Genomic DNA, 21,201 nt, shown 5'->3' with positions numbered 1-21,201 from the left:
CGATGCCGTGTCTTTGCATATGCTCTTGCCCCTGAGTCATGCCAGCAGCTCCGTCAGGGCCTGCAGGCCAGCGAAGCCCTCGCGGAAGGTGCGATCGAACTGCAGCGGCGTCACCGAGACATAGCCTTCCAGCACGGCATGGAAGTCGGTGCCCGGTCCGCCATCCACCGCATCGCCGGAAACCGAGATCCAGTAGCCCGCCTTGCCACGCGGATTGACCTCGCGCACCGGCGGCTTGGCCTGGGCGCGGTGACCCAGGCGGGTCAGCTGCAGACCCTTGATCTGCTCGAGCGGCAGATCCGGGATGTTGACGTTGAGGACGGTGCGCGGTGGCAGGGCGAAGCGCTCGTGCAGGGCCACGATGCGGGCAGCGATCTCGGCCGCCACCGCCATGTGGTCGGCACTGCGCGACACCAGCGAGAAGGCCAGCGCCGGGCGGTTGAGGAAACGCCCTTCCATGGCCGCGGCCACGGTGCCGGAATAGAGCACGTCATCGCCCAGGTTGGCACCCAGGTTGATGCCGGCGACCACCATGTCCGGCGTCTCTTCCAGCAGCCCGTTGAGGCCGAGGTGAACGCAATCGGTAGGCGTGCCGTTGACGCCCAGGAAGCCATTGGGCAGGCGCTGCGGATGCAGGGGGCGGTCCAGCGTCAGGGCACTGCTCACGCCGCTCATGTCATAGAGCGGCGCGACTACCTGGCACTCGTAGTCCGCACGGGCGGAGAGCGCGGCATGCAGCGCGGCGATACCGGGGGCCAGCACCCCATCGTCGTTGGCGATCAGAAGTCGCATGGATGTTCCGTCTGCCCTGCCTCGCCAAGCGTTACCAGCTCGCGAACCACTGCGGTGGCGAAACAGCCGGCCGGCAGGACGAATTCGAGTTGCAGAATGTCAGGAGCGGGATAATGCCACGTCAGGCCGCCGATGGGGAGGCGCAGGATGCGCCGTTCATGCGAGAGGCCGGCACCGGCCAGCCAGGTGGGCAGCTCTGCGGCGGCCTTGGCCACCTCCTGCTCCAGGGCGGCGGCCGGACCCTGCACCGGGGATTCACCGGCGCCCCACAGTGGGCCGGTGGGGTGCAGATCGAGCGCCGCCAGGCGCGGATCCGCCAGATCGGCGGCGGTCGCCGGAAAGTGGCTGCGGCTGTCGGTGAAGGCCAGCAGATCGCCCTCCTGCGCCTGGTTCCAGGAGCCATCGGCGACACGCCCGGCCAGTACCTGATTGAACAGCCAGCTGCGCGCGGCGGACAGGGTCCGCGAACGCCGATTGCGCTGTTCGGGCAGGCGTTGCTCACGGGCACACGCCTGGGCGTCGGCCAGATTGCCGCCCTGGTAGCCGAAGCGCTGCGGGCCGAAATAGTTGGGTACGCCACCGGTGGCGATGGCCTGCAGGCGCGCTTCCAGCAATGCAGGATCGACCTTGAGCCCGGTCAGGCGCAGGCGGAAGCCATTGGCGGCATGGGCGCCACGCTGCAACTTGCGGCGATGCCGTCCTTGCTGGAGGATCACCAGCGTCTCGTCGCAGGCGGCGGCCAGGTCCGGATCGGCCTTGCCGGGCAGGTGCAGGCTGAACCACTGGCGGGTGAGGGCCTGGCGATCCTTGAGGCCGGCGAAGCTGATCGCCCGCTGCGGCACACCGGCGGCGCGCGCCAGGCGGCGTACGGCTTCCTCGGTGTTGAGGCCGCGCTTCTCGACCCATAGCCAGAGGTGCTCGCCATCACCGCTCAGCGGGATGTCCAGCACCTCGTCCACCTGGAAGTCCTCGGCGCTGGCCTTGAGGATCGCCTGGCCGCAGGGCTCGCCATGGGCGCGCGGCCCGAGCAGCTGGTCTTCGGTCATAGCGGCAGCAGCAGGGCCACGGCGTGCACGGCGATGCCCTCTTCGCGCCCGACGAAACCCAGGCGCTCGGTGGTGGTGGCCTTGACGTTGACCTGGCCCAGTTCGACCTGCAGGTCTTCCGCGATGGCCTGGCGCATGGCCTCGATGTGCGGCGCCATCTTGGGCGCCTGGGCGGCGATGGTGCCATCGACGTTGCCGACCTTCCAGCCCTGTTCACGGACCAGCCCGACCACAAGACGCAGGAGCACCCGGCTGTCGGCGCCCTTGAAGCGCGGATCGGTATCGGGGAAATGCTTGCCGATGTCGCCCAGGGCGGCGGCGCCCAGCAGGGCGTCGGCCAGGGCGTGCAGCAGGACGTCGCCATCGGAGTGGGCGACCAGGCCATGGTGGTGGGGAATACGAATGCCACCGAGGGTGATGAAATCGCCCTCGCCGAAGGCGTGAACGTCGAAACCGTGACCTATGCGCATGGAGAGAGACGCCCTGGAAAATGACAGGGCGTCGATTCTACCGGCTGGGGGCCGCTCCCGTCGCCCTCAGGGGGTCGACAGGACCGCCGCGTGATGCCGCAGGTGGTCGTCGATGAAGCTGGCGACGAAGAAATAGCTGTGGTCATACCCCGGTTGCAGACGCAGTTCCAGCGGATGACCCGCGGCTTCCGCCGCCCGCTGCAGCGCCTGGGGCTTGAGCTGTTCGGCGAGGAAGCTGTCCTGTTCGCCCTGGTCGACCAGCAGCGGCAGGCGCTCCTCGGCCTTGGCCAGCAGCGCGCAGGCATCCCACTCCGCCCACCTGCTGCGGTCGTCACCCAGGTAGTTGGAAAAGGCCTTGTGCCCCCAGGGGCAATCCAGCGGATTGACGATGGGCGAGAAGGCCGACACCGAGCGATAGCGCCCCGGATGCCGCAGGGCGCAGATCAGGGCCCCGTGGCCGCCCATGGAATGGCCGCTGACGCCGCGGCGATCCGAGACCGGGAAGTTGGCCTCGATCAGCGCCGGTAGCTCCTCCACCACATAGTCGTGCATGCGGTAGTGCTTGGCCCAGGGCTGCTGGGTGGCATTGATGTAGAAGCCGGCGCCCAGGCCGAAGTCCCAGGCCTTCCCGGGATCGTCCGGCACGCCTTCGCCACGCGGACTGGTGTCCGGCGCCACCAGCACCAGGCCCAGCTCGGCGGCCAGGCGCTGGGCACCGGCCTTCTGCATGAAATTCTCGTCGGTGCAGGTCAGGCCCGACAGCCAGTAGAGCACCGGCAGGTCGCTGCGGGCTTCCGCCTGGGGCGGCAGGTAGACGGCGAAGGTCATGTCGCAGTCGAGGCTACGGGCACGGTGGCGATAGCGTTTGTGCCAGCCACCGAAACTCTTGTTGCTGGAGAGCAGTTCGAGACTCATGGTCATCTCCCGAACAGGGGGCGCCCCTGGGCGCCCGCCTGGTGATCAGTAATGGACGACGGTGCGGATGCTCTTGCCTTCGTGCATCAGCTCGAAGGCCTCGTTGATCTGCTCCAGGCCCATGGTGTGGGTGATGAAGGTATCCAGGGGGATCTCGCCGCTCTGCGCCTTGCGCACGTAGCCCGGCAGCTCGCTGCGGCCCTTGACGCCACCGAAGGCGCTGCCGCGCCAGACGCGACCGGTCACCAGCTGGAACGGCCGGGTGGCGATCTCCTGGCCGGCTCCGGCCACGCCGATGATCACCGACTCGCCCCAGCCCTTGTGGCAGCATTCCAGGGCCGCGCGCATCAGGTTGACGTTGCCGACGCACTCGAAGCTGTAGTCGACGCCGCCGTCGGTCAGCTCGACGATGACCTCCTGGATCGGCTTCTGGTGATCCTTGGGGTTGACGAAGTCGGTGGCGCCCAGCTCGCGGGCGATGTCGAACTTGGACGGATTGATGTCGATGGCGATGATGCGGCTGGCCTTGGCCATCTTGGCGCCGATGATGGCGGCCAGGCCGATGCCGCCCAGGCCGAAGACGGCGACGGTGGCACCCTCTTCCACCTTGGCGGTGTTGAGTACCGCACCGATGCCGGTGGTCACCCCGCAACCCAGCAGGCAGACCTTTTCCAGCGGCGCCTCTGCGGGAATCTTGGCCACCGAGACCTCCGGCAGCACCGTGTACTCGGAGAAGGTGGAGCAGCCCATGTAGTGGTAGATCGGCTCGCCGTTGTAGGAGAAGCGCGTGGTGCCGTCGGGCATCAGGCCCTTGCCCTGGGTGGCGCGCACCGAACTGCAGAGGTTGGTCTTGCCGGATTTGCAGAATTTGCACTGGCCGCATTCGGCGGTGTACAGCGGGATGACGTGATCGCCCACGGCGACCGAGGTCACGCCCTCGCCCACCGCCTCGACGATGCCACCGCCCTCGTGACCGAGGATGCAGGGAAAGACGCCTTCGGAATCCTGGCCCGAGAGGGTGTAGGCATCGGTGTGGCAGACGCCGGTGGCGACGATGCGGATCAACACCTCGCCGGCCTTGGGCGGCTCGACGTCCACTTCGACGATCTTCAGGGGCTCGTTGGGCGCGAAGGCTACGGCGGCGCGGGACTTGATCATGGTCGACTCCAGAGGGACGAAAAACGAGGTGACCAGTTTAGACGCCAGAAATCCTGGAACAATCGGGCATACTGGAATTCATTTTTGCCACAGGGAAACAATCATGGGTTGGGAGGGGATCGACGAATTCGTCGCCGTGGCGAGTACCCTGCACTTCGGTCAGGCCGCCGATCGCCTGGGCACCTCCACTTCTCACGTCAGCCGTCAGGTGGCACGGCTGGAGGAGCGTCTGCAGGCGCGCCTGCTCTATCGCAGCACCCGCAGCGTCGCCCTCACCGAAGCCGGTCACACCTTCCTGCAGCACTGCCGCCGTCTGCAGGAGGCGCGCGACGAAGCCCTGCGCGAGGTCAGCGATCTCTCCAGCCAGCCAAAGGGACTGATCCGCATGACCTGCGCCGTGACCTATGGCGAGCGCTTCGTCGTACCCCTGGTCAACGATTTCCTCGCCCGCCATCCCGAGGTGAGTCTGGAACTGGACCTGACCAACCGCACCGTCGACCTGCTCCACGAGGGCTACGACCTGGCCATCCGCCTGGGTCGCCTGGCCGACTCGCGCCTGGTGGCGACGCGCCTGGCGCCGCGCGAGCTCTATCTGTGCGCAGCGCCGAGCTATCTGGAGCGCTTCGGCGCGCCCCATACCCTGTCCGAGCTGAGTCGCCATCGTTGCCTGGTGGGTACCAGCGACATCTGGAGCTTTCGCGAAAACGAGCGCGAGGTGCTGCACCGGGTCCAGGGCTCCTGGCGCTGCAACAGCGGCCAGGCGGTGCTCGACGCCGCCCTGCGCGGCTTCGGCCTGTGCCAGTTGCCGGACTACTACGTCCTGCCGTATCTGGCCCGCGGCGAGCTGCGCGCCCTGCTGGACAATCGTCAGCCGCCCAACAGCGCGGTCTGGGCCCTCTATCCGCAGCGGCGCTTTCTCTCACCGAAGATTCGCCTGCTGGTGGAACACCTCAAGCAGGGCCTGGGCACCCCGCTCCCAGGCGCTCGCCCCCCCTCCGGACGCTGAGCCCGACTTTCACCTTTCTGATCGAGGGCCGCGACGGGCCTGAGTCCTAGGCCTCGGCGAAGACCCGTTGCAGCCGCTGCAGGTCTTCGGGGGTGGTGACCTTGATGTTGTCCGCCCGGCCTTCGACCAGGCGTGGCGCATGCCCCGCCCACTCCATGGCCGAGGCCTCGTCGGTGATGGCGGCGCCGGCTGCCAGACCGGCGCTCAGGGCATCTCGCAGGGTGCCGAGGCGGAACATCTGCGGCGTATAGGCCAGCCAGACCTGGCTGCGATCCACGGTTTCGCTCACCCGGCCATCGTGGCCGACGCGCTTGAGGGTATCCCGCGCCGGCACGCCCAGGAGACCACCCACCGGGTCCTGGGCCAGTTCGGACAGCAACCGATCCAGATCCTCGCGGCAGAGATTGGGCCGTGCGGCATCGTGCACCAGTACCCAGTCGCCCTCGGTGGCGCCCTGCTCGCTCAGCAGCAGCAGGCCGGCCAGCACGGAGTCGGCGCGCTCACGACCGCCCGGGGCGCGCAGGATACGGGCGTCGCGGGCACAGGCCAGCGTCGGCCACCAGGGATCTTCCACTGCCAGGCTCACCGCCAGCCCACGCAGGCGCGGATGGTCGAGAAAACAGTCGAGGGTGCGCTCCAGCAGGCTGCGGCCGCACAGGTCGAGGTATTGCTTGGGTCGGTCGGCACGCATCCGCGCACCCACGCCCGCGGCGGGGATGACCGCCCAGAAGGAAGGCAGAAGGGACATTATTTGGATTGCAGGAAGAGGGTTTCGCCTTGTTTGACCATGCCGAGTTCGTGGCGGGCACGCTCCTCGACGGTCTCCATGCCTTTCTTGAGCTCGACGACCTCGGCTTCGAGGATCTCGTTGCGCTCCAGCAGGCGCTTGTTCTCACCATTCTGGTCGGCGATCTGCTGCTTGAGTTCGCGCACCTGGGCGAAGCTGCCATCACCGACCCACAGGCGATACTGGAGACCGCCGAGCAGCAGGAGCAGGAAGGGGAACAGCCAGTAGGGACTTCGCATGGGCGGTAACGGATTCGCGGACGGCGGATGCCGCAAAGGCGGCGGCAGAGACGAAAACAGGATAGAAGCCCAGCTCTACGTTTGTAAACTGGGCATCTATCCTGTGGTCCGTCGGACGTGATGGGAGTCGACGACCCGAGTCATCGGCTCCCCGGTCGCACAGCCCTTAGCTGCGGAACTCGGCACGACCGCGGTAAGGCGCCTTGGCACCCAGCTGCTCTTCGATGCGCAGCAGCTGGTTGTACTTGGAGACGCGATCGGAACGGCACAGCGAACCGGTCTTGATCTGGCCGGCGGCGGTGCCCACGGCCAGGTCGGCGATGGTGGAGTCTTCGGTCTCGCCGCTGCGGTGGGAGATCACCGCGGTGTAGCCGGCGGCCTTGGCCATCTGGATGGCTTCCAGGGTCTCGGTCAGGGAGCCGATCTGGTTGAACTTGATCAGGATCGAGTTACCGATGCCCTTCTCGATGCCCTCCTTGAGGATCTTGGTGTTGGTGACGAACAGGTCGTCGCCCACCAGCTGCACCTTGCTGCCGATCTTGTCGGTCAGGGCCTTCCAGCCGGCCCAGTCGGACTCGTCCATGCCGTCTTCGATGGAGATGATCGGGAATTGCTCGGTCAGCCCGGCCAGGTAGTCGGCGAAACCGTTGGCGTCGAAGGCCTTGCCCTCGCCGGACAGGTCGTACTGGCCGTCCTTGTAGAATTCGCTGGAGGCGCAGTCCAGGGCCAGGGTCACGTCGGTGCCCAACTCGTAGCCGGCATTCTTCACCGCTTCGGCGATGGCGGCCAGGGCGTCGGCGTTGGAGGCCAGGTTCGGTGCGAAGCCGCCTTCGTCACCCACGGAGGTGCTCAGGCCACGGGCCTTGAGCACGGCTTTCAGGTGATGGAAGATCTCGGCACCTACGCGCAGGGCGTCGGCAAAGCTCTTGGCGCCGACCGGCTGGACCATGAATTCCTGGATGTCGACGTTGTTGTCGGCATGCTCGCCGCCATTGATGATGTTCATCATCGGCACCGGCATGGAGTACTGACCGGGGGTGCCGTTCAGGTTGGCGATGTGGGCGTAGAGCGGCAGGTCCTGGTCTTCGGCAGCGGCCTTGGCGGCCGCCAGGGACACGGCCAGGATGGCGTTGGCGCCCAGCTTGGCCTTGTTCTCGGTACCGTCCAGCTCGATCATGGCGCGGTCCAGGGCCTTCTGGTCGCTCGGATCCTTGCCCAGCAGCAGGTCACGGATCGGGCCGTTGATGTTGCCCACGGCCTTCAGTACGCCCTTGCCCAGGTAACGGCTCTTGTCGCCGTCGCGCAGCTCCAGTGCCTCGCGCGAACCGGTGGACGCGCCGGACGGCGCGGTGGCGCGACCGACGATACCATTGTCCAGGATAACGTCCGCTTCAACGGTGGGGTTGCCGCGGGAATCCAGGACTTCACGTCCCTTGATGTCGACGATGTTAGCCATTTTTGTATCGATCTCCATGTTACCGGTCATTGACGGATCAGCCTTCGGCTGCGCCTGGGCCTTTTGGTTCAGCCGCCGCTTAGGCAGTTTCGATCGGCGTGAACGACTTCACCAGCTCGTCCAGCGCCTTGAGCTGGGCCAGGAAGGGCTCCAGCTTCTCCAGGCGCAGGGCACAGGGGCCGTCGCACTTGGCATGTTCGGGATCCGGATGGGCTTCGAGGAACAGACCGGCCAGGCCCTGGCTCATGCCGGCCTTGGCCAGGTCGGTGACCTGGGCGCGGCGGCCGCCAGCGGAATCGGCGCGACCGCCCGGCATCTGCAGGGCATGGGTCACGTCGAAGAACACCGGGTAGCCGAAGCTCTTCATGATGCCGAAGCCGAGCATGTCGACCACCAGGTTGTTGTAGCCGAAGGAGGAGCCCCGCTCGCAGAGGATCAGCTGGTCGTTACCGGCTTCTTCGCACTTGGCGAGGATGTGCTTCATCTCCTGGGGCGCGAGGAACTGCGCCTTCTTGATGTTGATCACGGCGTCGGTCTTGGCCATGGCCACCACCAGATCCGTCTGCCGCGAGAGGAAGGCCGGCAGCTGGATGATGTCGCACACCGCCGCCACCGGAGCCGCCTGGTAGGGCTCGTGGACGTCGGTGATCACCGGCATGCCGAAGGTGGCCTTGAGCTCTTCGAAGATGCGCAGGCCGGCTTCCATGCCCGGGCCGCGATAGCTGGTCACCGAGGAACGGTTGGCCTTGTCGAAGCTGGCCTTGAAGACGTAGGGGATGCCCAGCTTCTCGGTCACCTTGACGTATTGCTCGCACACCTGCATGGCCAGGTCGCGGGATTCCAGCACGTTCATGCCGCCGAACAGCACGAAGGGCTTGTCGTTGGCGATCTCGATGTTGCCGACGCGGACGATCTTCTGCACGGTCATGCTCAATCCTTCTTGGCGTAACGCAGGGCGGCGTTGACGAAGCCACTGAACAGCGGATGGCCGTCACGCGGGGTGGAGGTGAACTCCGGGTGGAACTGGCAGGCGACGAACCAGGGATGGTCCGGGGCTTCCACCACTTCGACCAGGGCGCCGTCGCCCGAGCGGCCGGAGATCTTCAGGCCGGCGGCCTGGATCTGCGGCAGCAGGTTGTTGTTGACCTCGTAGCGGTGACGATGGCGCTCGACGATGACGTCCTGGCCGTAGCAGTCGTGCACCAGGGTGCCGTCGCTGAGCTGGCACTCCTGGGCACCCAGGCGCATGGTGCCGCCCAGGTCGGAGCCTTCGGTGCGGATCTCGGTGGCGCCGGTGGAGTCCTGCCACTCGGTGATCAGGCCGACCACCGGGTGCCCGCTGGCCTTGTCGAATTCGGTGGAGTTGGCGTCCTTCCAGCCCAGCACGTTACGGGCGAATTCGATGACCGCCACCTGCATGCCCAGGCAGATGCCCAGGTAGGGAATCTTGTTCTCGCGGGCGTACTGCACGGTGGCGATCTTGCCTTCCACGCCGCGCAGGCCGAAGCCGCCGGGAACCAGGATGGCGTCCACACCCTTGAGCAGATGGGTGCCCTGTTGCTCGATGTGCTCGGAGTCGATATAGCGCAGGTTGACCTTGGTGCGGCTCTGGATGCCGGCGTGGGTCATGGCCTCGATCAGCGACTTGTAGGCGTCGAGCAGTTCCATGTACTTGCCGACCATGGCGATGGTGACTTCGCGCTCGGGGTTGAGCTTGGCGTCCACCACGCGATCCCACTCGGACAGATCGGCCGGCTTGCATTCCAGGCCGAAGCGCTCGACGACGAACTCGTCCAGGCCCTGGGCGTGCAGCACGGAGGGAATGCGGTAGATGGTGTCGACGTCTTCCAGGGAGATGACCGCGCGCTCTTCGACGTTGGTGAAGAGCGCGATCTTGCGTCGGGAAGAGCTGTCGACGGTATGGTCGGAACGGCAGATCAGCACATCGGGCTGCAGGCCGATGGAGCGCAGTTCCTTGACCGAATGCTGGGTCGGCTTGGTCTTGGTCTCGCCGGCGGTGGCGATGTAGGGCACCAGGGTCAGGTGCATCAGCATGGCGCGGCGCGCCCCGATCTCCACCCGCAACTGACGGATGGCTTCGAGGAAGGGTTGCGACTCGATGTCGCCGACGGTACCGCCGATCTCCACCAGGGCCACGTCGGCATCGCCGGCGCCCTTGATGATGCGCCGCTTGATCTCGTCGGTGATGTGCGGGATCACCTGTACGGTGGCGCCCAGGTAGTCGCCACGACGTTCCTTGCGCAGGACGTCCATGTAGATACGACCAGTGGTGAAGTTGTTGTTCTGGGTCACGGTGGTGCGGATGAATCGCTCGTAGTGGCCCAGGTCCAGGTCGGTCTCGGCGCCGTCATGGGTGACGAACACCTCGCCGTGCTGGAAGGGGCTCATGGTGCCGGGATCCACGTTGATGTAGGGATCCAGCTTGAGCATGGTGACCTTCAGCCCTCTCGCTTCCAGAATGGCGCCCAGGGAGGCCGAGGCGATGCCTTTCCCCAAAGAAGAAACAACACCGCCCGTGACGAAAATAAAGCGCGTCATGAAAATTCCTAGAATCTGCGTTGAGGCGGAGAGCCGCCGATGAAAGCGAGAGCGGTCGGCCTGGCGCCGGACCAATGCACACCGTCCACTCGGGGCGAGCGGAAAATGCGGTATAAGACGGGAGCGTAGTCTAGCCTAAAGGTCATCCCAGCTCAAACCCACCCATGCCGTCTGCGGGCTGCCACTCAAGCCGCCCTCCCCCTGGCAGAGCACTCAGGCCGGGCAGATTGGCCACGGCCAGCAGTTCGTCGCCTCGCCAGAGCAGCGGCAAACGGCCGCGCAGGAAAGGCGGGACCTCCCGCTCATTGAACAGGCGTTTGAGATCGCGACTGCCGCGACCGGGTACGACCAGCCGCTCGCCCCCCTGGCGATAGCCGATCCGCCAGCCGGCTTCGGCGCCCTGCCCGATAAAGATCAGGTGGCCATTGCCCCGCAGTTCCAGGGTGCTGACCTGAGCGGCGACCGCCTGGGGAGACGGCCTGACCTGCCAGGCGTCCGGCACCCACCAGATCCGTCCCGCCCCTCGGCGCACACTGCCGCCTTCGAGGCGCCAGACGGGATCACTGGCCGCGCCCGCCTCGCGCACCGCCTGCCAGCCGGCCCAATGGGCGCTGTCGGGTTGGCGCGTCAGCGCACCCAGCCAGGTGCGCAGGGCATTGCGCTGGCGGGCCTCGCTCAAGCTCTGCAAGGGCGCCAGGGCCAGACTGGGCAAGGGAATCCAGGAGAAAGGCTGTTCGACGAGTCGGGCCCACTGCAGATCCAGGCTGGCCAGTTCGCCGAGCAGTTCGTCGGCTTCGGCCAGGTGGCGGGCGCTGCGCGCCATGACCAGATCGACTCCCGGCCAGCGCTGGCGCAGCCGTGGCAGCACCTCATGCCTCAGGTAATTGCGATCCAGCCCGGTATCGGCATTGCTGGGGTCTTCGATCCAGTCCAGCCCTTCGGCCTCGGCATAGGCCAGCAGTGCGGCGCGGGGCTCGCCCAGCAGCGGGCGCCAGAGGCGACCTGCAGCCAGCGACCGGGTCTCCGGCATACCGGCCAGGCCCTTGACGCCCGCGCCTCGTACCAGCCGCTGCAACAGGGTCTCCAGCTGATCGTCACGGTGCTGGCCCAGCACCAGGCAGCCATCCTTCGGCAGCACCCGCGCGAAGGCGGCATAGCGCGCTTCGCGGGCAGCCCGCTCGAGACTGGCAGCGCTATCGGTGCAGACGTGCAGGATATCGAGAGGAATGGCCAACTCCTGGCAGACCCGGGTGCAATGCGCGACCCAGGCATCCGCCGCGGCCTGCAGCCCGTGGTGCACGTGCACCGCCTGCAGGTCGGCCAGCAGCCCGTGCGCGCGTAGTCGCGCGAAGAGGTGCAGCAGGACGGTCGAGTCGAGTCCGCCGGAAAAACCCACCCGCCAATGACGGGTGGGCGGCTGCCGCTCGAGGCGGGCGTGCAGCCGGTCCAGCAGACTCATGGCAGCGGTATCAGGAAATGCCGTAGCTCATCAGGCGCGTGTAACGACGGTCCAGCAGCGCCGGCATGTCGTAGCCCTTGAGTTCATCCAGCTGCTCCAGCAGTGCGCTGCGCAGGCTGTTGGCCATGGCCTGGGGATCGCGGTGGGCACCGCCCAGGGGCTCGTCGATCACCTGGTCGACGATATTCAGGCTCTTCAGCCGCTCGGCGGTGATGCCCATGGCCTCGGCGGCATCGGGCGCCTTCTCGGCGGTCTTCCACAGGATGGAGGCGCAACCTTCCGGCGAGATCACCGAGTAGGTGGAATGCTGCAGCATGTTGAGCTGGTCGCAGACACCGATGGCCAGGGCGCCACCGGAACCACCCTCGCCGATCACGGTGGCGATGATGGGGGTCTTCAGGCGCGCCATGACCCGCAGGTTCCAGGCGATGGCCTCGCTCTGGCCGCGCTCTTCGGCGTCGATGCCCGGGTAGGCGCCGGGGGTGTCGATGAAGGTCAGGATCGGCATCTTGAAGCGCTCGGCCATTTCCATCAGGCGGCAGGCCTTGCGATAGCCTTCCGGACGCGGCATGCCGAAGTTGCGGCGGACCTTCTCGCGTACTTCACGACCCTTCTGGTGACCGATGATCATCACCGGACGGCCTTCCAGGCGGGCGATGCCCCCGACGATGGCCGGATCGTCGGCGAAGTGGCGGTCACCGTGCAGCTCTTCGAAATCGCTGAACAGGTAGCTGATGTAGTCGAGGGTGTAGGGACGCAGCGGATGCCGGGCCAGACGAGCCACCTGCCAGCTGGACAGGTCGCTGAAGATGCTCTTGGTGAGCGCCTGGCTCTTCTCCTGCAACCGGGCGATCTCGTCACTGATGTTCAGCGCATTGTCGTTACCGACCAGTCGAAGTTCTTCGATCTTGGCCTGGAGATCGGCGATGGGCTGTTCGAAATCGAGATAGTTCGGGTTCATGGGCATCCGTTAGTGCAATCTAGAGCCAGGGGCCGGGGCGCCTACCTTAAGGGATCGGACGGGACAGGTCGAGACTCCTGCCACGTCACCGGCACCCGCCGCTGGCGAGGGTTGGGACGGAGCGCACGAGGCGCTCGGACTTAACGATAGTTCAGAAAGACGTTCTCCCTGCCGAACTGGTCACGCAGGGTTTGAATCAGGCCATCGGCCGGGTCGATCCGATAGTTCTCGCCGAACTGCAGCAGCGCCCGCGCGGTGGGCCCCTGGTAGTCGATGGTGACCGGGCAGGCGCCCCGATGGCGACCGCACAACTCGCCCAGCCAGCGTAGCCGATCACCGGCCAGTGCCTCGCTGCGTACGGCGATCCTGAGGCTTTCCGCCAGGGCGGTACGGGCTTCCTCCAGCCCCAGCACCCGCTTGGCGCGCAGGCGCAGACCACCGGAGAAGTCGTCCTGGCTGACCTCGCCCTCGACGATCACCAGGGCATCGGTCTGCAACAGCGCCTGGGCGGCATTGAAGGCTTCGGCGAACAGCGAGGCCTCGATGCGCCCGGAGCGATCGTCCAGGGTGACGAAGCCCATCTTGTCGCCGCGCTTGTTCTTCATCACCCGCAGGTTGACGATCAGCCCGGCCACGGTCTGGGTCTCGCGCGACGGCTTGAGGTCGACGATGCGCTGGCGCGCCAGGCGGCGCACCTCGCCTTCGTATTCCTCGATGGGGTGGCCGGTCAGGTACAGCCCCAGGGTCTCCTTCTCACCGCGCAGGCGCTCCTTGAGATTGAGCTCGCGGGCGCGACGGTGGTTGGCATAGACGTCGGCCTCGGGTTCGGCGAAGACGCCACCGAACAGATCCACGTGACCACTGTTGTGGCTGCGAGCGGTCTGTTCCGCGGAGGCGATGGCCTCTTCCATGGCTGCCAGCAGTACGGCGCGATTCTGGTCGATGGTCGCCTGATAGGCCTTGATCTCGTCGTGGTAATGCGGTCCCAGGCGATCCAGGGCCCCGGAGCGGATCAGGGCTTCCAGGGTGCGCTTGTTGATGCGCTTGAGATCCACCCGCGCGCAGAAGTCGAACAGATCCTTGAAGGGCCCCTCGGCACGCGCCTCGACGATGGCCTCCACCGGCCCCTCGCCCACGCCCTTGATGGCGCCCAGGCCGTAGACGATGCGCCCACCTTCGTTCACGGTGAACTTGAACTCGGAGATGTTCACGTCCGGCGTGTCGATGCGCAGCTTCATGTGGCGGCATTCCTCGATGAGGATCACCACCTTGTCGGTGTTGTGCATGTCCGCCGACAGCACCGCGGCCATGAAGGGCGCCGGATAGTGGGTCTTCAGCCAGGCGGTCTGGTAGGAGACCAGGCCATAGGCCGCCGAGTGCGACTTGTTGAAGCCGTAACCGGCGAATTTCTCCACCAGGTCGAAGATGTTGCCGGCCAACTCCGCATCGATGCCGTTGTTGGCGCAGCCCTCGATGAAGCCGCCGCGCTGCTTGGCCATCTCCTCGGGCTTCTTCTTGCCCATGGCGCGGCGCAGCATGTCCGCCTGGCCCAGGGTGTAGCCGCCCATGACCTGGGCGATCTGCATCACCTGTTCCTGGTAGAGGATGATGCCGTAGGTGGGCGCCAGTACCGGCTGCAGGCCCTCGTACTGGTAGTCCGGATGCGGATAGGCCAGCTCGGCGCGGCCGTGCTTGCGGTTGATGAAGTCGTCCACCATGCCCGATTGCAGCGGGCCGGGTCGGAACAGCGCCACCAGGGCGATGAGGTCTTCCAGGCAGTCCGGCTTGAGCTTCTTGATCAGCTCCTTCATGCCGCGGGATTCCAGCTGGAAGACGGCGGTGGTCTCGGCCTTCTGCAGCAGGGCGTAGGTCGGCTTGTCGTCCAGCGGGATGAAGTCGATGTTGAGCGGCTCGCGCCCCTCCTCCACTTCCGTGCGGTTGATGGTCTCCAGCGCCCACTTGATGATGGTCAGGGTACGCAGGCCGAGGAAGTCGAACTTGACCAGGCCGGCCTGCTCGACGTCGTCCTTGTCGAACTGGGTCACCAGGCCGTTGCCGTCTTCGTCGCAGGCGATGGGCGAGAAGTCGGTCAGCTTGGTCGGCGCGATCACCACGCCCCCGGCATGCTTGCCGGTGCCGCGGGTGATGCCTTCCAGCTTCAGCGCCATGTCCCAGATTTCCTTGGCGTCCTCGTCGGTCGCCAGGAAGTCGCGCAGCACCTCTTCCTGCTCGAAGGCCTTCTGCAGGGTCATGCCCACTTCGAAGGGAATCATCTTCGACAGGCGGTCGGCCAGGCCATAGGACTTGCCCTGCACCCGCGCCACGTCGCGCACCACCGCCTTGGCCGCCATGGTGCCGAAGGTGATGATCTGGCTCACCGCCTCGCGGCCGTACAGGTCGGCCACGTAGTCGATCACCCGATCACGTCCGTCCATGCAGAAGTCGACGTCGAAGTCGGGCATGGAGATCCGTTCGGGGTTGAGGAAGCGCTCGAACAGCAGGTCGTAGGCCAGCGGATCGAGGTCGGTGATCTTGAGTACATAGGCCACCAGGGAGCCGGCACCCGAGCCCCGGCCGGGACCGACCGGCACGCCATTGTTCTTCGCCCACTTGATGAAGTCCATCACGATGAGGAAGTAACCGGGGAAGCCCATCTGGATGATGATGTCGAGCTCGAAGTTGAGTCGGTCGACGTACTCCTGGCGCTTCTCTTCGTAGTTCGGCGTGGTCTCGCGTGGCCAGAGCACGGCCAGGCGCTCTTCCAGGCCCTCGAAGGACACATGGCGCAGGTAGTCGTTGATGGTCATCCCGTTGGGAATCGGGAAGTTGGGCAGGAAGTACTTGCCCAGCTGGATCTCGATGTTGCAGCGCTTGGCGATCTCGACGGTGTTTTCCAGCGCCTCCGGCAGGTCGCTGAACAGCTCGGCCATCTCGGCGGCCGACTTCAGGTACTGCTGGTCGCTGTACTTGCGCTCGCGCCGGGGATCGTCCAGCGGGCGGCCCTCGCCGATGCAGACGCGGGTTTCGTGGGCCTCGAAGTCCTCGGCCTTGAGAAAGCGCACGTCGTTGGTCGCCACCAGGGCGCCCCCGCAGCGATCGGCCAGGGCCACGGCGGCATGCAGGTGCTCTTCGTCACCGACTCTTTCGGTGCGCTGCACCTCCAGATAGAAGCGATCCTCGAAGACCTGCTGCCATTCCTCGAACAGCTGATCGGCCAGGGCCAGGTCGCCTTCGAGCAGCGCCAGGCCGATCTCGCCTTCCTTGGAACCGGACAGGGCAATCAGGCCTTCGCTGGCTACCTTGACCCAGTCGCGCTGGATGACGATCTGGCCATCCTGCTGGCCTTCCTGGAATCCCCGCGACAGCAGTTCGGTGAGGTTGCGATAGCCCTTGGCGTTCATGACCAGCAGGGTCATGCGGCTCAGCGGCGCATCACCATCGCGACCGGCCAGCCAGATGTCGGCGCCGGCGATGGGCTTGATCCCGGCGCCCATGGCCGCCTTGTAGAACTTGACCAGGGAACAGAGGTTGCCCTGGTCGGTCACCGCCACGGCCGGCATTCCGGCCGCTTCGGCGGCCTTGACCAGCCCCTTCACCCGCACGATCCCGTCGACCAGGGAGTATTCCGTGTGCAGACGCAGGTGGACGAAGGATGCGGACATGGCAGAGACCCCTTGATGCATGAGGCGCGGGATTGTACTGGATTGTCGACCCGCGGTCAGACCGCCGCGACGGCCGTCAGTAGGTCGCGATGATCTGGGTGGAGGCCTGGGTCTCGAGGGCGTGCCAGGCGTCACGCACCGGCGCGAAGGAACGCCGATGGATGGGCGTAGGCCCCAGGCGCCTGAGTGCGTCCAGGTGCTCGGCGGTGGGATAGCCCTTGTGCCCGGCCAGGCCATAGCCCGGATAGAAGGCATCCAGCACCTGCATCTCCCGATCGCGGGTCACCTTGGCCAGGATGGAGGCCGCGGCGATCGCCGGGACCTGGCTGTCGCCCTTCACCACCGGTGAGCTGGGCACCGCCAGTTTGGGACAGCGATTGCCGTCGATCAGGGCCAGCCGCGGCTGCACCTGGAGACCCTCGACCGCACGCTGCATGGCCAGCATGGTGGCGTGCAGGATGTTCAGCCGGTCGATCTCGGCGACCTCGGCGCGGGCCACGCACCAGGCCAGGGCCTTTTCCCGGATCTCGTCGAACAGGGCTTCGCGGCGCGTCAGCGACAGCTTCTTCGAATCGTTCAGCCCGAGGATGGGCTTGCCCGGATCGAGGATCACCGCGGCCGTGACCACGGCGCCGCACAGCGGACCGCGACCGACTTCATCGACCCCGGCGACCAGCGCCTCGACCAGGTTGAAATCCAGGCCCAGTTGCATCAGTTGCGCGACCGCAGAAGATCCAGCACGGCAGCGGCCGCCTGGACCGAGGCATCGCGCCTCAGGCTGTGATGGATGGCCGCGAAGCTGTCGGTCTGTTGCTCGGGCCGCTCCAGCAGCGGCAAGAGTTCCGCTACCAGCCGCTCCGGCGTCGCCTCGTGCTGGATCAGCTCGGGCACCAGCTTGCGCCCGGCTAGCAGGTTGGGCAGCGAGATGTAGGGACTCTTGACCAACTGCTTGAGGATCAGATAGGTCAGGGGCGCCACCCGATAGGCCACCACCATGGGTCGCTTGAACAGCAGCGTCTCCAGGGTGGCGGTACCCGAGGCGATCAGCACGCCATCGCAGGCGGCCAGCACCTCATGGGAACGGCCATCGGTCAGCAGCAGCGGCAAGGGCGGCCGTCCTTCCAGCAGCTGCTCCACCTGCGCCCGCCGCGCGGCATTGGCACAGGGCAAAACGAAACGCACGTCAGGACGCACGGCCAGCAACTGGGCGGCGGCGTCGAGAAACAGCGCCCCCAGGCGCCCTACTTCGCCACCGCGACTGCCGGGCAGCAGGGCGACGACCTGGCCGTCCTGCGGCAGACCCAGGGCCTGCCGGGCCGCCAGGCGGTCGCTGTCCAGGGGAATGGTATCGGCCAGCGGATGGCCGACGAAGCGCACCGGCACCTGCTGTTCTTCGTAGAAGCGCGCCTCGAAGGGGAACAGGGTCAGCATCAGGTCGGAGCCATCGCGGATCTTGAGTACCCGCTTCTGCCGCCAGGCCCAGACCGAGGGGCTGACGTAATGCACGGCGGGAATGCCCGCGCGATGCAGCTGGGCTTCGATCTCGAGGACGAAGTCCGGGGCGTCGATACCGATGAAGACATCGGGACGGGCGTCGAGCAGCTGAGCGATTAGCGCCTTGCGCCGCCCCAGGAGTTCGCGCAGGCGGCCGAGCACCTCGACCAGCCCCATGACCGCCAGGCGTTCCATGGGAAATTCGGACACCAGCCCTTCGGCTTCCATCCGCGGACCGCCCACGCCCATGAAGGAGATATCGGGGTGCTGCTCACGCAGCGCCTGCATCAGACCGGCGCCGAGCAGATCGCCCGACGCCTCCCCTGCCACCAACGCCACGCGCAGCGGGCGCTGGGCGAACTCAGCGGGTGATGCCACGCGTCGCACTCAGGATGGAGTCGCGGAACACCGCCACTTCGGGAAACTGCTGAGCCACGGGCTCCAGCTCGCGCAGGGCGTCATCGACGGTCAGACCCTGACGGTAGACCACCTTGTAGGCGCGGCGCAGTTCCTTGATGGCTTCGGCCGAGAAACCCCGACGGCGCATGCCTTCGAAGTTCATGCTGCGGGCTTCGGCCGGATTGCCGAACACCGTCACATAGGCCGGTACGTCCTTGCCGATGGCCGTACCCATGCCGGAAAAGCTGTGGGCGCCGATGCGACAGAACTGATGCACCAGGGTATAGCCGGACAGGATCGCCCAGTCATCGACGTGCACGTGCCCGGCAAGGGCCGTGTTGTTGACCAGGATGCAGTGATTGCCGATCACGCTGTCATGGCCGATGTGCACATAGGCCATCAGCAGGTTGTGATCGCCAAGGGTCGTCTCTTCCCGATCCTGCACGGTACCGCGATGGATGGTGACCCCTTCGCGGATGGTGTTGTGATCGCCGATCCGCAGCCGGGTCGGCTCGCCCTGATACTTGAGGTCAGGCGTATCCTCGCCGATGGACGAGAACTGGAAGATACGATTGTGACGCCCGATCACGGTCGGCCCCTTGAGGATGACGTGAGGGCCGACGACGGACCCCTCGCCAATCTCGACATCGGGCCCGATGATCGACCAGGGGCCGACCTGGACATCGGCGGCGAGCCGTGCCTTGGGGTCGACGATAGCCCTGGGGTCAATCAACGTCATAGCTTGCGTTCCGCACAGATGATTTCAGCCGAGCAGACCGGCTTGTCGTCCACACTGGCGTGGCACTCGAATTTCCAGATGCCGCGCTTGGTGCTGATGAAGCGAGCGTCGAGCATCAGCTGATCGCCCGGCGTCACCGGCTGGCGAAACCGCAGCTTATCCGATCCGACGAAGTAGTACAGGGTGCCATCGGCCGGCGAGGAATTCATCATCTTGAAACCGAGCACGCCGGCGGCCTGGGCCATGGCCTCGACGATCAGCACGCCCGGCATGATCGGGTGCTGGGGAAAGTGGCCGGTAAAGAAGGGCTCGTTGATGCTGACGTTCTTGTACGCACGAATGCGCTTGGCTTCGATATCCAGCTCCAGCACGCGATCCACCAACAGAAAGGGATAGCGATGCGGGAGATATTCACGGATCTCGTTGATGTCCATCATGGTCGGGGAAGGCCTGTTAAGAAAGGGGGAACATCCGATGCAGAATCAAGCATCAGAAGCAGCGTCATCCCGCGAGGTCACGGTAGCAACGATTTTTTCCAGATGTTGCAGACGGCGGGCCATGTCGTCGAGGTGACGAATCCGCGCGGCGCTCTTCTTCCATTCACCAGCCGGCTGCATGGCCGTGCCGGAGGAATAGGCGCCGGGCTCGGTAATCGAGCGAGTCACCATGGTCATACCGGTGACGAACACGTGGTCGCACACTTCGATATGACCGACCATGCCCACGCCGCCGGCGATGGTGCAGTGTTTGCCGATCTTGGTACTGCCAGAGATGCCGACGCAGGCGGCCATGGCGGTGTGCTCACCGACCTGGACGTTGTGCGCGATCATGATCTGGTTGTCGAGCTTGACGCCATCGCTGATGACCGTGTTCGCCAGGGCGCCCCGGTCGATGGTGGTATTGGCACCGATCTCGACGTCGTCACCGATCAGCACGCCACCCAGCTGGGCGATCTTCTGCCACTGGCCACGCTCATTGGCGAAGCCGAAGCCTTCGGCGCCGATCACGGCGCCGGATTGCACGACGGCGCGCGCGCCGATGGTCACGTCGTGATAGAGCGTGACTCGCGGTGCCAGCCAGCTGTCGGCGCCAATGACGCTGCGCGCACCCACCACGCAGTGAGCGCCGAGACTGACGCCCGCGCCTATGCATGCCTGCGCCTCGATCACCACATAGGGACCGATGGCCGCGGTCGGATCGACCTGGGCATCCGCCGCGATCAGCGCCGTGGGATGGATGCCCGCCGCGCTGCGCGGCTTGCGATCGAACAGGTGGGAAAGGCGCGCGTAGGCCAGATAGGGATTAGCCAGGATCAGGGCATCGCCGGCATAGCCGTCGGCATCCTTTTCCGTCAGCAGCACGGCCCCGGCCTGGGTATCGGCCAGATAGCGGCGGTACTGCGGATTGGCGAGAAAACTCAACTGGTCAGGACCGGCCTCGGGCAAGGTAGCCAGACCGGTCACCAGGCGCTCGGACGAACCGCGTACTTCCACGGTCAACTGGCGGCTTTCCAGCCACTGCGCCAGTTCGCCCAGCGTAAAGGTGCTATGGCTCATCAACGACCCGCGTTCATGCGCTCGATGACCTGGCGCGTGATGTCGTACTGCGGCTTCACGTCCACCACGGCGCCACGCTCGAGCACCAGATCGTAATCGCCCTTCTTCAGCACCTCTTCCACGGCCTTGTCCAGGCGCGGCTTGAGCAGCTTGAGCATGTCGCGATCCGAGGCCGCCTTGGCATCGTTGAGTTCCTTGGACTGGAACTGGAAGTCCCGGGCCTTCTGGCGGAAGTCGTTCTCCAGGCGGGTGCGCTCGGCCTGGGCCATCTTGTCACCGCCCTTGTTGAGCTTGTCCTGGATGTCCTTGGCGGAGCTTTCCAGGCCCTTGAGCTTGTTCAGCTGGGGACCGAACTTCTTCTCGGAGTCCACGGCGTACTTCTTGGCGGCATCGGACTCCAGCAGGGCCATCTGGTAGTTCAGCACGGCGATCTTGGTGTCGGCGAAAACCGGAGCGGCAACGAGAACGGCAGCGAACAGAGCGTAACGGGTGTACTTGTGCAC

20 protein-coding genes are annotated in these 21,201 nt (G+C 65.9%); 1 reads left to right on the top strand and 19 read right to left on the bottom strand.

Annotation, left to right across the window (positions count from 1 at the left end; all coding sequences use genetic code 11):
* Window positions 1-36: 36 nt before the first annotated feature.
* The 5 genes from surE to RCF34_RS08335 form a co-directional block, all read right to left on the bottom strand.
* Entirely contained in the window at window positions 37-792 is a 756-nt protein-coding gene (surE, locus tag RCF34_RS08355) for a 5'/3'-nucleotidase SurE (RefSeq protein WP_308707754.1), read from the bottom strand.
* Window positions 780-1,838 carry a tRNA pseudouridine(13) synthase TruD gene (gene truD / locus RCF34_RS08350; RefSeq protein ID WP_308707753.1) on the bottom strand — a complete coding sequence of 353 codons (1,059 nt, stop codon included), beginning with the start codon at window positions 1,836-1,838 and terminating at the stop codon, window positions 780-782. Before truD ends, surE begins: the two co-directional genes overlap by 13 nt.
* Window positions 1,835-2,308: a 2-C-methyl-D-erythritol 2,4-cyclodiphosphate synthase gene (gene ispF / locus RCF34_RS08345; RefSeq protein WP_183631031.1), complete on the bottom strand. Its 474-nt coding sequence runs from the start codon at window positions 2,306-2,308 to the stop codon at window positions 1,835-1,837. The genes truD and ispF overlap by 4 nt, the downstream gene beginning before the upstream one ends.
* A 66-nt stretch (window positions 2,309-2,374) precedes the next feature.
* A complete protein-coding gene (gene fghA, locus RCF34_RS08340; protein ID WP_308707752.1) occupies window positions 2,375-3,229 on the bottom strand; it encodes an S-formylglutathione hydrolase in 855 nt (284 codons plus the stop codon).
* Between the two features lie 39 nt (window positions 3,230-3,268).
* Window positions 3,269-4,381: an S-(hydroxymethyl)glutathione dehydrogenase/class III alcohol dehydrogenase gene (locus RCF34_RS08335; protein ID WP_308707751.1), complete on the bottom strand. Its 1,113-nt coding sequence runs from the start codon at window positions 4,379-4,381 to the stop codon at window positions 3,269-3,271.
* 100 nt (window positions 4,382-4,481) lie between these two features.
* On the opposite strand from RCF34_RS08335, the gene RCF34_RS08330 reads away from it, so the two are divergent.
* Window positions 4,482-5,387: a LysR substrate-binding domain-containing protein gene (locus RCF34_RS08330; protein ID WP_308708259.1), complete on the top strand. Its 906-nt coding sequence runs from the start codon at window positions 4,482-4,484 to the stop codon at window positions 5,385-5,387.
* A gap of 46 nt (window positions 5,388-5,433) precedes the next feature.
* On the opposite strand, the gene ispD is transcribed toward RCF34_RS08330, so the two are convergent.
* The 14 genes from ispD to RCF34_RS08260 form a co-directional block, all read right to left on the bottom strand.
* Window positions 5,434-6,135 (bottom strand): 2-C-methyl-D-erythritol 4-phosphate cytidylyltransferase, encoded by a 702-nt coding sequence (gene ispD / locus RCF34_RS08325; protein WP_308707750.1) that lies wholly within the window; start codon window positions 6,133-6,135, stop codon window positions 5,434-5,436.
* Window positions 6,135-6,413 carry a septum formation initiator family protein gene (locus RCF34_RS08320; protein ID WP_007159473.1) on the bottom strand — a complete coding sequence of 93 codons (279 nt, stop codon included), beginning with the start codon at window positions 6,411-6,413 and terminating at the stop codon, window positions 6,135-6,137. Before RCF34_RS08320 ends, ispD begins: the two co-directional genes overlap by 1 nt.
* A gap of 166 nt (window positions 6,414-6,579) precedes the next feature.
* Entirely contained in the window at window positions 6,580-7,869 is a 1,290-nt protein-coding gene (eno, locus tag RCF34_RS08315; RefSeq protein WP_308707749.1) for a phosphopyruvate hydratase, read from the bottom strand.
* Window positions 7,870-7,948: 79 nt separating this feature from the next.
* Window positions 7,949-8,797, bottom strand: a complete 849-nt coding sequence (gene kdsA, locus RCF34_RS08310) for a 3-deoxy-8-phosphooctulonate synthase (protein WP_183631039.1) — start codon at window positions 8,795-8,797, stop codon at window positions 7,949-7,951.
* Window positions 8,798-8,799: 2 nt separating this feature from the next.
* On the bottom strand, window positions 8,800-10,428 hold the full coding sequence (locus tag RCF34_RS08305) for a CTP synthase (RefSeq protein WP_145004706.1): 1,629 nt from the start codon (window positions 10,426-10,428) through the stop codon (window positions 8,800-8,802).
* A 142-nt stretch (window positions 10,429-10,570) separates the two neighbouring features.
* Entirely contained in the window at window positions 10,571-11,887 is a 1,317-nt protein-coding gene (tilS, locus tag RCF34_RS08300) for a tRNA lysidine(34) synthetase TilS (protein ID WP_308707748.1), read from the bottom strand.
* A 10-nt stretch (window positions 11,888-11,897) separates the two neighbouring features.
* Entirely contained in the window at window positions 11,898-12,848 is a 951-nt protein-coding gene (locus RCF34_RS08295) for an acetyl-CoA carboxylase carboxyltransferase subunit alpha (RefSeq protein WP_308707746.1), read from the bottom strand.
* A gap of 140 nt (window positions 12,849-12,988) precedes the next feature.
* Window positions 12,989-16,510 carry a DNA polymerase III subunit alpha gene (gene dnaE / locus RCF34_RS08290; protein ID WP_308707745.1) on the bottom strand — a complete coding sequence of 1,174 codons (3,522 nt, stop codon included), beginning with the start codon at window positions 16,508-16,510 and terminating at the stop codon, window positions 12,989-12,991.
* 76 nt (window positions 16,511-16,586) lie between these two features.
* Entirely contained in the window at window positions 16,587-17,222 is a 636-nt protein-coding gene (gene rnhB, locus RCF34_RS08285) for a ribonuclease HII (protein WP_308707744.1), read from the bottom strand.
* On the bottom strand, window positions 17,222-18,349 hold the full coding sequence (gene lpxB / locus RCF34_RS08280) for a lipid-A-disaccharide synthase (RefSeq protein ID WP_308708258.1): 1,128 nt from the start codon (window positions 18,347-18,349) through the stop codon (window positions 17,222-17,224). The genes rnhB and lpxB overlap by 1 nt, the downstream gene beginning before the upstream one ends.
* A gap of 16 nt (window positions 18,350-18,365) precedes the next feature.
* A complete protein-coding gene (gene lpxA, locus RCF34_RS08275) occupies window positions 18,366-19,142 on the bottom strand; it encodes an acyl-ACP--UDP-N-acetylglucosamine O-acyltransferase (protein ID WP_308707743.1) in 777 nt (258 codons plus the stop codon).
* On the bottom strand, window positions 19,139-19,579 hold the full coding sequence (fabZ, locus tag RCF34_RS08270) for a 3-hydroxyacyl-ACP dehydratase FabZ (protein WP_007159483.1): 441 nt from the start codon (window positions 19,577-19,579) through the stop codon (window positions 19,139-19,141). Before fabZ ends, lpxA begins: the two co-directional genes overlap by 4 nt.
* A gap of 45 nt (window positions 19,580-19,624) precedes the next feature.
* Window positions 19,625-20,701: a UDP-3-O-(3-hydroxymyristoyl)glucosamine N-acyltransferase gene (gene lpxD / locus RCF34_RS08265; protein WP_308707742.1), complete on the bottom strand. Its 1,077-nt coding sequence runs from the start codon at window positions 20,699-20,701 to the stop codon at window positions 19,625-19,627.
* Window positions 20,698-21,201, bottom strand: coding sequence for an OmpH family outer membrane protein (locus tag RCF34_RS08260; protein ID WP_007159485.1), 504 nt, complete (start codon window positions 21,199-21,201; stop codon window positions 20,698-20,700). Before RCF34_RS08260 ends, lpxD begins: the two co-directional genes overlap by 4 nt.

Source organism: Pseudomonas sp. 102515 (genome assembly GCF_031085165.1).
Classification (GTDB): domain Bacteria; phylum Pseudomonadota; class Gammaproteobacteria; order Pseudomonadales; family Pseudomonadaceae; genus Chryseomonas.
Note: the sequence above shows the minus strand (reverse complement) of the source record. Positions and strands in the feature narration are given on the sequence as shown.

Bases quoted from the DNA above. Each gene is read 5' to 3' on its own strand.
- surE (WP_308707754.1), bottom strand. From the start codon at position 792: ATGCGACTTCTGATCGCCAACGACGATGGGGTGCTGGCCCCCGGTATC.
- truD (WP_308707753.1), bottom strand. From the start codon at position 1,838: ATGACCGAAGACCAGCTGCTCGGGCCGCGCGCCCATGGCGAGCCCTGC.
- ispF (WP_183631031.1), bottom strand. From the start codon at position 2,308: ATGCGCATAGGTCACGGTTTCGACGTTCACGCCTTCGGCGAGGGCGAT.
- fghA (WP_308707752.1), bottom strand. From the start codon at position 3,229: ATGACCATGAGTCTCGAACTGCTCTCCAGCAACAAGAGTTTCGGTGGC.
- RCF34_RS08335 (WP_308707751.1), bottom strand. From the start codon at position 4,381: ATGATCAAGTCCCGCGCCGCCGTAGCCTTCGCGCCCAACGAGCCCCTG.
- ispD (WP_308707750.1), bottom strand. From the start codon at position 6,135: ATGTCCCTTCTGCCTTCCTTCTGGGCGGTCATCCCCGCCGCGGGCGTG.
- RCF34_RS08320 (WP_007159473.1), bottom strand. From the start codon at position 6,413: ATGCGAAGTCCCTACTGGCTGTTCCCCTTCCTGCTCCTGCTGCTCGGC.
- eno (WP_308707749.1), bottom strand. From the start codon at position 7,869: ATGGCTAACATCGTCGACATCAAGGGACGTGAAGTCCTGGATTCCCGC.
- kdsA (WP_183631039.1), bottom strand. From the start codon at position 8,797: ATGACCGTGCAGAAGATCGTCCGCGTCGGCAACATCGAGATCGCCAAC.
- RCF34_RS08305 (WP_145004706.1), bottom strand. From the start codon at position 10,428: ATGACGCGCTTTATTTTCGTCACGGGCGGTGTTGTTTCTTCTTTGGGG.
- tilS (WP_308707748.1), bottom strand. From the start codon at position 11,887: ATGAGTCTGCTGGACCGGCTGCACGCCCGCCTCGAGCGGCAGCCGCCC.
- RCF34_RS08295 (WP_308707746.1), bottom strand. From the start codon at position 12,848: ATGAACCCGAACTATCTCGATTTCGAACAGCCCATCGCCGATCTCCAG.
- dnaE (WP_308707745.1), bottom strand. From the start codon at position 16,510: ATGTCCGCATCCTTCGTCCACCTGCGTCTGCACACGGAATACTCCCTG.
- rnhB (WP_308707744.1), bottom strand. From the start codon at position 17,222: ATGCAACTGGGCCTGGATTTCAACCTGGTCGAGGCGCTGGTCGCCGGG.
- lpxA (WP_308707743.1), bottom strand. From the start codon at position 19,142: ATGACGTTGATTGACCCCAGGGCTATCGTCGACCCCAAGGCACGGCTC.
- fabZ (WP_007159483.1), bottom strand. From the start codon at position 19,579: ATGATGGACATCAACGAGATCCGTGAATATCTCCCGCATCGCTATCCC.